The organism is Bacteroidales bacterium, assembly GCA_018334875.1.
Classification (GTDB): domain Bacteria; phylum Bacteroidota; class Bacteroidia; order Bacteroidales; family UBA12077; genus JAGXLC01.
Genome location: JAGXLC010000061.1, coordinates 1 through 13,097, shown reverse-complemented (window position 1 = coordinate 13,097; position 13,097 = coordinate 1). Strand labels below are relative to the sequence as shown.

11 protein-coding genes are annotated in these 13,097 nt (G+C 42.3%); 6 read left to right on the top strand and 5 right to left on the bottom strand.

What is annotated here, in order from left to right; translation table 11 throughout:
• Positions 1-758: fasciclin domain-containing protein (locus KGY70_07330; protein ID MBS3774980.1), on the top strand; the 758-nt coding region annotated here is incomplete at its 5' end.
• A 106-nt stretch (positions 759-864) separates the two neighbouring features.
• Here KGY70_07330 and KGY70_07325 read toward each other — a convergent pair.
• Positions 865-3,288, bottom strand: coding sequence for a TonB-dependent receptor (locus tag KGY70_07325; protein MBS3774979.1), 2,424 nt, complete (start codon positions 3,286-3,288; stop codon positions 865-867).
• A 179-nt stretch (positions 3,289-3,467) separates the two neighbouring features.
• Between KGY70_07325 and KGY70_07320 the strand changes: the two genes are divergently transcribed.
• Positions 3,468-3,905, top strand: a complete 438-nt coding sequence (locus KGY70_07320; protein MBS3774978.1) for a hypothetical protein — start codon at positions 3,468-3,470, stop codon at positions 3,903-3,905.
• A gap of 451 nt (positions 3,906-4,356) precedes the next feature.
• Here KGY70_07320 and KGY70_07315 read toward each other — a convergent pair whose 3' ends face one another.
• Positions 4,357-4,986 carry a beta-phosphoglucomutase family hydrolase gene (locus KGY70_07315; GenBank protein MBS3774977.1) on the bottom strand — a complete coding sequence of 210 codons (630 nt, stop codon included), beginning with the start codon at positions 4,984-4,986 and terminating at the stop codon, positions 4,357-4,359.
• 335 nt (positions 4,987-5,321) lie between these two features.
• Here KGY70_07315 and KGY70_07310 point away from each other — a divergent pair, with 335 nt between their 5' ends.
• Together KGY70_07310 and KGY70_07305 are read left to right on the top strand one after the other, a co-directional pair.
• On the top strand, positions 5,322-5,966 hold the full coding sequence (locus KGY70_07310; protein ID MBS3774976.1) for a hypothetical protein: 645 nt from the start codon (positions 5,322-5,324) through the stop codon (positions 5,964-5,966).
• A 38-nt stretch (positions 5,967-6,004) separates the two neighbouring features.
• Positions 6,005-6,448 carry a hypothetical protein gene (locus tag KGY70_07305; protein MBS3774975.1) on the top strand — a complete coding sequence of 148 codons (444 nt, stop codon included), beginning with the start codon at positions 6,005-6,007 and terminating at the stop codon, positions 6,446-6,448.
• Positions 6,449-6,614: 166 nt separating this feature from the next.
• Here the strand turns inward: KGY70_07305 and KGY70_07300 are convergent, their stop codons facing one another.
• The 3 genes from KGY70_07300 to KGY70_07290 all read right to left on the bottom strand — a co-directional run bounded on the left by KGY70_07300 (position 6,615) and on the right by KGY70_07290 (position 10,763).
• Entirely contained in the window at positions 6,615-7,955 is a 1,341-nt protein-coding gene (locus tag KGY70_07300; protein MBS3774974.1) for a sugar porter family MFS transporter, read from the bottom strand.
• A gap of 161 nt (positions 7,956-8,116) precedes the next feature.
• Complete coding sequence (locus KGY70_07295) at positions 8,117-9,523, bottom strand: glycoside hydrolase family 32 protein (protein MBS3774973.1); 1,407 nt, start codon at positions 9,521-9,523, stop codon at positions 8,117-8,119.
• Between the two features lie 325 nt (positions 9,524-9,848).
• Positions 9,849-10,763, bottom strand: coding sequence for a carbohydrate kinase (locus KGY70_07290; protein ID MBS3774972.1), 915 nt, complete (start codon positions 10,761-10,763; stop codon positions 9,849-9,851).
• Positions 10,764-11,293: 530 nt separating this feature from the next.
• Here KGY70_07290 and KGY70_07285 point away from each other — a divergent pair.
• Complete coding sequence (locus KGY70_07285; protein MBS3774971.1) at positions 11,294-12,688, top strand: DUF1080 domain-containing protein; 1,395 nt, start codon at positions 11,294-11,296, stop codon at positions 12,686-12,688.
• A gap of 58 nt (positions 12,689-12,746) precedes the next feature.
• Positions 12,747-13,097 (top strand): twin-arginine translocation signal domain-containing protein (locus KGY70_07280; GenBank protein ID MBS3774970.1); only part of this gene is annotated, 351 nt, incomplete at its 3' end.

The window sequence follows — 13,097 nt, the reverse complement described above, 5'->3', positions numbered from 1 at the left end:
ACCTGGCATCAGTGCTTGAAGGTGAAGGACCCTATACAGTTTTTGCTCCTACCAACGATGCTTTTAGTGACTTACTTTCCGAACTAGGTGTAGGCAGCCTAGACGATCTGACTGCAGAACAACTTGAGCCCATACTGCTTTATCATGTGGTTAGCGGTAAGGTAATGTCCGGTGATCTGTCCAATGGATACGTCAACACCGTGAGCCCGGGCCCGAATTCTACCAATACCACGTTGCTGGTGAATACAGACGATGGAGTAACACTGAATGGCAGTACTTCAGTAACTGCAGCGGATATAGAAGCATACAACGGAGTAATACACGTTGTTGATAAAGTATTGCTTCCGCCAACGGTTGTAGATATTGCCATCAACAACTCCAACTTCAGCACGCTTGTTGACGCGGTAGTAAAGGCTGAATTGGTTGAAACACTTAGCGGCGAAGGCCCGTTCACCATCTTCGCTCCAACAAATGAAGCTTTTGAAGCACTTTTCACTGAACTGGGTATATCGGGGATAAGCGATCTTACAAAAGAAGATCTGGTTCCCATATTACAATATCATGTTGTCAGTGGAAACGTACGATCGGGAGATCTCTCTTCAGGCAGTGTGGAAACACTGAATGGAGATATACAGGTAGATGTTGGTGATGAGGACGTAACCATTAATACCGATGCAACTGTTACGGCAGTTGACATACAAGGTACCAATGGCGTCGTTCATGTTATCGATAAGGTACTTTTACCTTCTTCTGAATAATTTTTCTTTCTCCTGATCAGTCCTGGGGAGGGTGTTCTGAAATGTCAGGGCACCCTCTCTTTTTACCTTCAAAAAAGTTTGGGAGCGAACCATCAGTTGGTATCCACTAAAACCTGGAAGAGACCGTTAAAACAAATGCCCTGGGCATCCCTGCATAGTAACTGGCATTGCCTTGATTTTGGAAATCCATTACATCAATCCTCCCAACATAGGGGGTATTGAGTAAATTTTTCACCTCCAGTCCGAGCTCCAGTTTCTTTGTCCAGGAAACCTTCAGGTTATACCCTGCTTTCAGATTGATCAGATTGTAAGCCGGCAGTTCCTCCTGATTGGTCGCATCTCCGTAACGCTTTCCAATATGCCGCAACCGGCCGGAGAAAGAAAAGTCCCTCCAGGCATACCGCACTCCTCCAATACCCGAAAACAGCGGAACAGATGGTGTTTGATTGCCCTTAATCTCCGCAGTTTGCTGTCCATCACTCCCGGTCACCAGATTCTGATCATAATACATGTTTGTATAGGAAGCATTAAAGAAAAGGGAAAAGTTTTTAGCAGCATCAATATCTCCCTGAATTTCTAAGCCATGTGCTTTAACCTCCCCCACATTCTGATAATATTGAATCCCTACCTGAGGATCCAATACGGGAGTCAGCACATTATGATGCAACGTGTAAAATGGACTCAGCTCCAGACTGAATTGTTCTTCCTTCCAACCGGCCTTGATACTGAACTGATCCGAAGTCTCCATCTCCCAGTTTTCCAGTATTGTCCGGTATGTCAGATCATTTTCAAGGAATGCGCTCTTGTTTCTCAGATAAAGGCTCCGCATCGGGCCATACATGTAAGGTCGCATGTAATTTTTGCCATAAGCCAGTGAGAGCTGAAAACGATTGTTGAACGAATATCCAAATCCCAATGTAGGAAGCCATGCATGATATCCTGTGTTTTTCAAATCCAGTGTGGGAAGTCGTTCGCGTTCATCGCCCTTTATGGCGTAATTTTCCGTATTCGCCTCCGAATAAAAGAAATATTTCAATCCGGCATGCCAGTCGAAATTGCCCGGCGAACCGGAAACCTTCAGATAAGGATTATGAATCGTACCGGGGGTGGTGTTTATGGTTTCGGGATTAATCCCCTGATCGAGACGTTCAGCATCGGTCCTCAGTTTATAAACATGCACTTTTGCGGACAGATCATTGAGTTCACCCCAGTATCCGGCTGATAGTCGTATATCATTAAGCTTTCCTGTACCTTCTGCAATAAGACCTGCTTTTTTGTCATTTCGCAAACGATTGAAAAGCATATAATTCGGGCTTTGAGGCGGACCGGTGATCTGTTTGTGCCAAAATCCGGCATCTTCTGCAGAAAAATAGGGTTTCAGTGAAAATACCAGATTATCGGATACATTAAATTGCAAATTGCCATAGATCGCCGAATTGATAAAATTCCCCTTGTTGTTATCATAGTAATAAGCTTTATCTACAGCCCGATCAGAAAGTTCACGGAGAAAATGGAATTGGTAATTTTCAGAGATATTCTCAGCCTGATTATAGGATAGCTCCCTGAAATCGTGTCGCTTCAACCTGTTATGTATAAAAAACAACTCCGCACTCAGATGTTCACCCCAATCCTGCGTCACTCCAAGGGTAAAATTATGTCTGGGGCCAATATTCCCTGTTCCTTTCCATTTATCAGCTTTTGTGTAGGAATAGGATCCAAACACCTTTGTTCCGGCAGGTAATGTGCCTGCATCAACACGGATGAAACTTCTTGTATAGTAGTCGGATCCCACCGATTGTCTGGCGGTAATTCCAAACTCCTCTTCAGGCCTCTTAAAATCCAGCCTGATGACGCCTCCTTTATTTCCAGTAGCAGAAAATACCCCTGAAGGAATGACCCCTTTGTAAACGGAAACCGATCCGATGTTCTCCATATCATAAAGATAGTCACGCGGGCCAATGGGCATAATGCCGTAATTGGGAATGCCTTCCACGGTCATTCCGCTAAAATAGCTTTTGATCCCCCGGATTCTAACAGACTTTTCACTCAGACCTGATACATCCTGGGATTCGATGTACACTCCGGGAACTTCTACCAATTTGCTAAAAACACTGGAATTTGAGGCGGATGCTTCGCTTTCCAGCCATGTGAAAGGCAACCGCGATTCATGAAAAATGCGTTCAACAGATTGTCGTATATCTCCACGGATAACCACTTCCTGTATGTCATGCGCCCGGGGAACAAGCCGGATATCCAGATAATCAGAAGCATCAGGAACGCTAACGGTTTTGGTATGATAGCCCACGAACGAGACGCTTACTTTTTCAGCTTCTTCCGGGACCACCAATTTAAAATAACCCTCTGCATTGGTAGTGGCGGCATCCCTTGTGCCCTCTACCAAAACATTGGCGCCGGCCAGGGGTTTATTCGTTTCATCATCACTTACTTGCCCTTCAATTGTGATCTGGGAAACAACAAGCTGAGGCAAAAGAATAAAAAACAAAAGCCAATAGATTTTATTTCCTGTCATAGATCAATAATTTCAGTAACACCATTTATAGATTCGTGTCACAAACATAAAGAAATTTTCATTTTCGCCAAAAAGAGCAGGGGAAATATTTTTTTATGAAAGCGAAATTGATCGGTTCAGGAAATTTTATTATATTGTTCTCGGAATTCGCATTGATACGGATATAAATAAGCAATAAAATGAAAATCAATAAAAAACAAACACTGGATATAGCCAAAAGACTGGAAAACGGCAACAACGTTTACCTGAATAAAGACACCGGAGAATACAAGTCATTGCCGGATGTCGATGAATTCTCGGAAGATAATGATTTCAACACGGATGAATTGAGAAAAATTACCGACCACTGGGAAAATTACATGATCTTTACACGTATGGAGCCCTGGGAAATATTTGAAATGATGGAAGAATTCATTTATAAAGTGGACAGGGAATTTCAAAACAAACTTCTTGATGCTCTATACCAACACAAGCCTTTTGACAACTTTCAGCATCTGGTGGAGACCTCAAAATACAGGGATGACTGGTTTGCATTTAAGGATGAAAAATATACCAACTATGTAATGGAACAGCTTCAGGCTGAAGGCATAGATGTTGTTGAACCGGGTGAGGAATAAGTCTGATGAAGGGATGATTGAATGATTGAATGATTGGATGATTGGCCGCTGGCAGGCGAGCCTGCCCGCCGACAGGTGGAATTGTTTGATTGGAATTGATAAAAAGGTTGAAGGTTTGACAGAAGTTTGATGTTTGATGTTTGATGTCATGTCATATTTTGGAGAATCAAGCCTGGCGTAATTTTAAAAAACATTTACCACAAATCATTGCCTGAAAGTGAAAGATGCAAAAGTACAGGACATGGTGAGCCGGTATTGCAAATAATAATATTAACCAAGGAGTGCACAAAGGAAATCACTGAGGGACACAAAGAATTTAACAGATAGACGCTGGTCAACCAACCAATCATCTACAATCAAAAATGTAACCATGTAACAACGTATATCTTCATAAGCGAAGCGAGAATTTCACAATGTTATAATTTAATCATTTATGCATTTAAGTATTAATTCAATGATCTTTCGATTCCCCTTTCAAAGCTTCCTTTTCAAACCCATCCATGTAGTATGGCCTGACATCAATCAGGTGCATTCCGGCATTTCGTGCAGCCCGAAAGCCCAGATCGGCATCTTCAAATACCAGACAATCTTTTGGGTCAACACCCAATTCTTCTGCACATTTCAGGAAGGTATCGGGTGCCGGCTTATGATGAACCACATCATCCGAACCCACCAGGATATCAATCTTACTCCACACGCCAACAGCCTTGAGTATTCTGGTCGCAACGCTTCTGAACCCCCCTGTTCCGGCAGCTATCGGCAAACAACCATGATATTTCTCCAATAATTCCACCACAGGAGTGATGGGTTTAACCTTATCGAGATTTTCCAGAAAAGCCGCTTCTTTCTCATGGGCTATTTGATCCGGATCGAGCTGTAAGCCATTCTTTTCATTGATGATCTCCACAATTTCCTGCCCGGACATACCGGCATACTTTTCCAGATCGGTCCGGGTATATTGAAACCCATATTTATTGCCCAGCATATTCCACGTTTCCAGATGTACGGGCATGCTGTCGGCCAGGGTCCCATCCACGTCAAAAATCAGCCCTTTAATGTTATTTCCGATTGTAATTTCCATAATCAAAAATTTGCCGCAAAAATATAACTTTATTCCACTTCTCCTTTACTCTGTAATTAATTATTCATTAAATCCAGAAAGCGTAAGAAAAAACCCAAACTCAATCCATCATAATTATCGTTGATATTCCGGAAATTTCATCATTTTCATTAAATCCTTATTGTATCCATGACAGTTTTCTTAATTTTACACCACTTTAATCCCGCATTAGAAAAACCGGCTTTTTGCGAAATTTATTGAAGCAAAAAGCCAGGTTTTTCAATAGCGTCAGAATTATTCTTGAATAATTCGGGTTAAATGGCCAGGAACCAAAAACTTTTTATCCCAGGCTCACTATGAAATCATATACATACATAATGGTGTTATTTGTTTTCTTGCCATTGAGCTTTTACGGGAAAGCAGACTGGGAACTCATTAAGGATAAGAAGGGAATAGAAATTTATACAAAAAAGGGAAATAATCGGGAATATGTTGAAATCAAAGGAGTCAGCGAAGTAAGAAGCAATTTGAAAGCATTCGTTGCCCTAATGAAAGATGTCAATGGTTTCAAAGACTGGATACATGCAGCAAAAGAAACTTCCCTGATCAGGAAAAACAATGAATATCATTTTTCTTACTATTTACGCTCCGATATTCCATGGCCGGGGAGAGACAGGGATGTAGTACTTGACTTTCGGATCTTCCGGGATTCAGGGAGCCAAACCGTCTATACAAAGTCCAGTGATCTCACAGGAGTGATCCCTGAAAAAGATGGTATACGGAGAATTCCCTCTGTAAAATCCTCATGGAGGTTTGTTTCCCTGAACGGAGACCGGGTAAGAATCATCTTTAAAACCAAGGTTAAACCGAACATTCAGCTTCCCGGATGGCTGGCTGAAAGAATATATAACAAAGGACCTTATCATACCATTAAAAATATGAAGCAAATGGTACAAAAAGAAAAATACCAATCAGCACGTATTGATCTTAGCAAAATATAATCAAAAAAATCAATTGTAAACCAAAAAAATCAAAATCCATGACAGAACAAAACAAAGTAACCTATAAAATAAGTGCCATCGAAACACTGGATTTGGAAATGAAACATCCGAAACAACAAAACATCGATTTCAATACGTTTCATTTCGATCTCAAACTACAACACAGGATCAATGCCGAAAAGAAACTTGTCTTTGTGATCACCAACATCAGCATCATGGATAAAGATAAAAGCTCACGGGTAGGTTATCTGGAAACCAGTTGCATCTTTGAAGTTGAGAATTTCAATGATTACCTAACCCAGGAAAATGACCAAAATGTTAAATTCCCGGATACTTTCATCAACGAGATCAATTCCATGGCCATCTCCACAACCCGGGGAGTCATGTTTTCCGAATTCAAGGGAACTTTCCTGCATAAAGCAGTACTGCCGGTATTTCAATCGGAACAGTTTTCCAAAGACCAGCAAGAAAATGCGGGCTAGCAATTTAACTTTATAATGGTTCTATCATTAAAGCATCAAAAAACAAATTCCAAATTGGATGTTGTTTGGTTTTTTGGTGCTTGTATTTTGTTATTTACTTTGATATAAAATGGTTTGTTAAGTGAATGTTTTCAAACTTTTTAGTTTGGACAAACCTGCTAAGTTACTATAGCCCAAAGTCATCCTGGATCTGTTCCAGCGATTTGCCCTTTGTTTCAGGGAAGAATTTATATACCACGATGAACTGGATTACCATGATCACGGTAAATAACAGAAAAGCATAACCCGTTGATGTGGTATTGCCAATTTCAGCAAACATAGGGAAAATCCATGAAACGATCGCTGCACCAGCCCAGTGGGTGAAGCTACCAAGAGTCTGACCTTTCGCTCTCACCCTATTGGGGAATATTTCAGAGATATAAACCCATATCACCGTTCCCTGAGACAGGGCAAAGAAGGCGATAAATCCGATCAACCCAATGAGCACTACGCTACCGGGTTCGGCAGCCAACAGAAAGTCAAGTGTAACCATCAGCAAGGTAACCGTTAACCCCGCGGCCCCTATCAAGAGCAATTTTTTACGGCCTACACGGTCGATGATGTTGATGGCAATGAGTGTAAAAATCATGTTGGTGAGCCCAATAGAGACCGATTGCAATAAGGCTGACTCCCTGGCTACTCCGGCCACTTCAAAAATGCGCGGGGCATAATACATTATGGCATTAATTCCGGAAAACTGATTGAAAAAGGCAACCAGAATGGCCAGCATAACGGGAACCCTCAGTTGTTTGGTAAAGAGCCTGGGTGATTGTACATGCCTTTCTGCGTAAATGGAATCTTCTATGATTTTTACCTGTTTCTCAATATTCGATATATCGAAAAGTTTTAGTATATCACGGGCTTTATCAGATTTGCCTTTAAGGATAAGCCACCGTGGAGTAGCCGGAACTCCGAACAAAAAACCAAAAAACAGGATTGCCGGAATAACCTCCACACCGAACATCCATCGCCAGGCATCGGTTTGTGCCAGCAGAGAAATGATATAGTTGGAAATATAAGCCACCAGAATTCCTGTGACCACATTGAACTGAAACATGGCCACCAGTTTGCCTCTTCTTTCGGGAGGAGCAATTTCAGCGATATACATGGGTCCGATCACTGAGGAGGCGCCCACACCAAGACCGCCAATAAAGCGATAGATCATAAAGGGAATCCATAAATTGGAAAGCGCACTTCCCAGAGCTGAGATAAGATACAGAGCCCCTACTGCCAACAAGGCATTCCGCCGGCCAAATCTATCAGCGGGTTTTCCGGCTGTCAAAGCCCCTATTACCGTTCCTACCAAAGCTATGGCAACAGTAAACCCGTGCCAGAAACCACTCAGATTCCAGAACTCCTGTATTGATTTTTCGGCACCCGAAATAACTGCGGTGTCAAAGCCAAAAAGAAAACCGCCCAGAGCTGCAACATAGGCGCTGCGTATTAACAATCTGCTTGCTTTGGTCATAAGATTTTAACTTTTAGAATTTTATGTTCTTTACTACGTTAATGCTTAAATGCGTGAATGATTAAATTTATCATATGAGTTGGCAATTGGCAAAAAGCAGTTGGCAATCCCCGAATATCCTGCTTTCTTAGCCTCAGCCTTAGCCTATTTTCATCAATTTCTCAATTCAGCTCTTCTTTCCCCCATACCGATTCCATTTCAAATATCTTCAATTGTCCAAGATGTGCTTCACCGGATGAGGTTAGCACTTCCAGATGCGTGTAAGGCTCCGAAGGAAAAATCCGGTTTGTCATCACGCGTTCTCCTCCATTAACAAACAATTCCATTGACGACCTATCAAAAAACACTTTAAAGTTTAAAGAATCAGAATACTGCCTGAACGGTGCCTCCAGTATCTTTGGGAAAGCCTTATGAAAATTATCGATACCGGCATTTCTCCGATCAACAGAGATCTGCTCATTTTGTTTGTCAAAGTCAATGACCAGCTCTTCTTTCCGACGGTTGAAAAAACGGATGAGAATGTTGTCGGCATCTCCTGCCTTCATCCGGAAATACAACTGGGATTCTTCCAGCGGGATTTCCGGGAAGGTCTTATTCAGAGAATTTTTTGAAATTTTCTTATCCTTTAAAGAAAAAACTTCTTCTTTTAAAGCACAAATCTCTTTTACTGGCTGACTGAGCAGTCTGGGATTTCCGCCAACAGTACTTAATGTGAGTTTCCTCGGAAGAGTCATTGATCCCCGCCATGTAGAGGTGGGAATGGTATCCGCATAGGTCCAGTTGTTCATCCATCCGATAAAAATTTCCCGGTCCGGCACATTAGACCAGGTTACTCCGGCGTAATTATCAGTGCCATAATCAATCCACTGGTGGTTTTTTGATTCATTGACAAACCGATGACCATCAAAATCACCCACAAAATATTGGGTTCCCGAACCGCCATTCGGTGCACCGGGATTGATGCTCACCAGCAACACCCATTTCTTATTTCGCTCGTTGCCATCCAATGCCAGTGGAAACAAGTCGGGACATTCCCAGACGCCGCCATGAGCTCCAACATTTTTCCCAAACTCACTTTCTAAGGTCCAGTCTTTAAGATCGGGCGATGAATAGAATCTGACATGGTCCCCTGCAGCCAGCACCATGATCCATTTTGATGTTTTCTGGTGCCAGAAAACCTTTGGATCCCGGAAATCCCTGATGCCCGGATTTTTAATTACCGGATTGCCCTTGTATTTAGTCCAAGTCTCGCCGGCATCTGTACTGTATGCAATGCTTTGGGTCTGCAGACCATCGTCCGGATTGTGATGGGTAAAAATGGCCACAAGGGGCTTATCCTCTCCGGACTGAAACCCCGTGGTATTGTTCTTGTCAACCACAGCACTGCCTGAAAAAATATATCCCAGACTGTCGGGATAAAGAGCTATATCCCTGTGTTTCCAATGAAACAGATCTTCACTTGTGGTGTGTCCCCAGTGCATGGGCCCCCATTTCATTGCTTCCGGGTAGTGCTGAAAGAAAAGATGGTATGTCCCTTCATAATAAACCATCCCGTTGGGATCGTTCATCCACTTCTGTTTAGGGGAAAAATGGTACTGGGGACGAAATTTTTGGTCAAACGAATATTGAGGATGGTGAGTCTGTTCTGAATGTTCTTGTTTACTGCTGTTACATCCTGATAAACAAAAACTTATAATAACTATAAGGAAAACGGTTAATCTTTTCATTTCAGCCCCAACTTATAATTTTTACAAATTGAATCCGGTTTATCTTGTACCTGCTCCAAGATAATCTTATCTGAATGATTACCAAGGGCAACAACTTAAATTTTCAGTTCCTGAACCGACATCCCATAGTGAACATCCAGACATTTCCGTGAAAATACTCATATTCTCATGACAAACCCCCAATATTTCTCATGATCTTCTCAATCTCTTCCAGGCCATACTCAGGAGTACCTCCCGACCTGGAAGCCACAAATGCACCTGTGGCACAGGCGAGATCAAGCATTTTTTCAGGTAAGCCCTTACTAAGATATCCATGAAGCAAGGCAGCCAAAAAAGCATCTCCTGAACCTACCGCATCTGCCACTTCAACCTGATAACCCGGATGCCGGTAATAATTGCCTTCATAAAGCATAGCTGCTCCATTACCTCCTTTGGTAACACATACCACAGGACAATCAAATGTTGAACTTAACAATTTAACCTGGTCTGCCTCTTCCATGTCATGCCCCTTATCAGTAAACCAGTTCGTAAGAATGTTAAGTTCTTCCTCGTTCATCTTCACCAGGTCAGCCCTGTTCATTAAAATTTTTGTTCGCTCTTTGTTATAATGGGGTACCCGAAGGTTGATGTCCAACACATTATAAGTATTATGATTGTCCAATATTTCCTGCAGGGTTTTACGACTTACTTCATTCCTGGAAGCCAGGCTACCATAGACAATAAGCTCCGATCCCTCAGCAGTTTGTTTCAACTCCTTTGTCATTTCTATATAATCCCATGCCGAGGGAAATACAATATCATACTTCGGATCATTCGAATCAGAGAGATCTACCTGAACGGTTCCTGTGGGGTGGTTACGGTCTTCCTGAAGCAGGTATTCCTGAAAAGCAATTGAATCCAGATAATCTTTTAATTCCTTTCCCAGGGGATCACTCCCGATTCTGCTTGCAAATTTTACATTCATGCCCAGCCTTTTCAGATGAAGGGCAACATTCATCGGAGCACCGCCGGGAACTTTTTTATCAGGAAGCACGTCCCAGAGAATCTCACCGAAACACAAAATCTGACTGTTAATATCCATAAGCTATGTTGATTTTAAATTTTCATCGATCTGAAATAATACAATGCCCGAAAATTATAAATTTTTTAGCACAAAAGGATGGAAGATTTAATTAGGGTTTGCCCATAAAGTCAAAGAGATTTGAAAGAGTCTCGTCTAGAATGTTCGCTGGCAAGGCTTGCGAGTTTTGAATGCCAGGAGTCCGTCGGCTGCCGGATGACTGGCATGAAAAACGAGCGTAACGCAGCCAGCGGATATTATAGACAGACTCTAATTAGAAAACTCCTTATTAAATGTCTTACCCTTCCGGAAAAAACGGCTTTCCTGCTTGTCTACTGCTGTCAATATACATGATATAAACCCGTTTTAACCCACTTCAAAGCTTCTTTTATTATTTTCAATTATTAAAAATAGAAGCCTTAAATTTGATTGGTCGTAAGTTTTTTTTAAATTTATCCCCAAAATATGGCTAGAAAATCATTTAAGCAATGCCTTCAATCAACATACGAGCTAATTTTTGACAATTAATTATAAAATAAAACCTTTCTATTATGAAAAACATTCTTAAAATTACTGGTGTAGCAGCGGTCTCTATTTTTTTTGCAATTTCGTGTACGCAAACGGAACCGGAATGGGACCGGCTTTACAATGAAGAAAATCTAGATCAATGGGTTCAACTGAATGGTGAAGCCAATTACTCATTAGAAGATGGGATGATCGTGGGTGAAACCGTTATGAATACCCCCACCAGCTTTCTATGCACCAAAGAGCAGTATGGCGATTTCATCCTCAAAGTTGATTTTAAAGTGGATGACGGCCTGAATTCAGGAATACAGATACGCAGCAACAGCATCCCGGAATACAAGGATAACCGGGTCCATGGGTACCAGGTTGAAATAGACCCTTCGGATCGTGCATGGAGCGCAGGGGTCTATGATGAAGCTCGTCGCGGTTGGTTATACAACCTGGAAGATAACCCCGACGCAAGAGAAGCTTTTAAAAACGAAGAATGGAATACCTACCGGATAGAGGCGCTGGGCGATACGATCCAGACCTGGATCAATGGAGTTCCTGCCGCTAACCTGGTAGATAACATGACCGACGAAGGATTTATCGGGCTTCAGGTACATGGCATAGGAGACGACGAGGAGAAAGAAGGACTGAAAGTAAGATGGCGCAATTTCAGGTTTTTGACCGGTGAAAAAGCCCGGGCAAACAATAAAACCATGGACATTCCACAGAAAACCAACTTGTTCAATCAACTCACCGAAGAAGAAAAACAAGAAGGCTGGGAGCTCCTCTTTAACGGAGAAAACCATGAAGGCTGGAGAGGCGCCCATATGGACCAATTCCCTGAAAGAGGCTGGATGACCCACAATGCTGCCCTCCAGGTTACAGCTGAAGGAGGAGGAGAATCCCAGCACGGGGGCGATATTGTTACAGAAGAAGAATTCAGCGAATTTGAGCTGAAGCTGGACTTTAAAATGTCAAAAGGTGCCAACAGCGGCATTAAATATTATGTGACGGAAAAAGCCGGAGATCATGAAGGATCTGCTTTTGGTCTGGAATACCAAATACTGGATGATGAAGGACATCCCGACGCCAACAAGGGAAGAAACGGCAACCGCACACTGGCTTCCCTTTACGATATGCTACCGGCTAAAAACAAGGAACCCAATCCTATCGGAGAATGGAATCATGCGCGCATCGTTTCAAATGACAACCATGTGGAACACTGGCTTAATGGCAAAAAAGTTCTTGAATACGAACGGGGCAGTGAAAATTTCAGAAAGCTGGTAGAAATGAGTAAATATTCAGCTCCACAATATACTGCTTACGGAGAACGGTTTGGAGAAGCAGAAAAAGGCCACATCCTCCTTCAGGAACACGGTCATGAGGTTTCATTCCGAAACATTAAAATCAAAGACCTATCCGGTAATAACTAAAGTGCAACTTAATTTACAAACGTTTCAAAAAATGTAGAATCGTTCAAAAAACAATATTATGGATCAATCAAGACGAGATTTTATAAAGAAAGCAGCTATAGGAACAGCGGGAATCACATTGGGAGCCCATAGTCTTAGTGCCTCGGGTATGAAAAGAATGCAGGGCGCCAATTCCAGGATAAATTTTGGTGTAGCCGGAGTCAATGGCAGGGGAAAAGCCCTTATCAGGGCTGTTGCCGAGTCAGAAAACACGTCTATTGGCTACATTTGTGATGTAGACATGCGAGCAGCCGAAGGAGCAGCGGACATGGCTGAAAAACTTACTGGCAATAAACCCGAAGTCATAGAAGATTACCGGAAAATGGTCGAAAGAAAGGACCTTGATGCTGTAGCTATTGCAAGTCCCGAC

Bases quoted from the DNA above. Each gene is read 5' to 3' on its own strand.
- KGY70_07325 (MBS3774979.1), bottom strand. From the start codon at position 3,288: ATGACAGGAAATAAAATCTATTGGCTTTTGTTTTTTATTCTTTTGCCT.
- KGY70_07320 (MBS3774978.1), top strand. From the start codon at position 3,468: ATGAAAATCAATAAAAAACAAACACTGGATATAGCCAAAAGACTGGAA.
- KGY70_07315 (MBS3774977.1), bottom strand. From the start codon at position 4,986: ATGGAAATTACAATCGGAAATAACATTAAAGGGCTGATTTTTGACGTG.
- KGY70_07310 (MBS3774976.1), top strand. From the start codon at position 5,322: ATGAAATCATATACATACATAATGGTGTTATTTGTTTTCTTGCCATTG.
- KGY70_07305 (MBS3774975.1), top strand. From the start codon at position 6,005: ATGACAGAACAAAACAAAGTAACCTATAAAATAAGTGCCATCGAAACA.
- KGY70_07300 (MBS3774974.1), bottom strand. From the start codon at position 7,955: ATGACCAAAGCAAGCAGATTGTTAATACGCAGCGCCTATGTTGCAGCT.
- KGY70_07295 (MBS3774973.1), bottom strand. From the start codon at position 9,523: ATGAACGATCCCAACGGGATGGTTTATTATGAAGGGACATACCATCTT.
- KGY70_07290 (MBS3774972.1), bottom strand. From the start codon at position 10,763: ATGGATATTAACAGTCAGATTTTGTGTTTCGGTGAGATTCTCTGGGAC.
- KGY70_07285 (MBS3774971.1), top strand. From the start codon at position 11,294: ATGAAAAACATTCTTAAAATTACTGGTGTAGCAGCGGTCTCTATTTTT.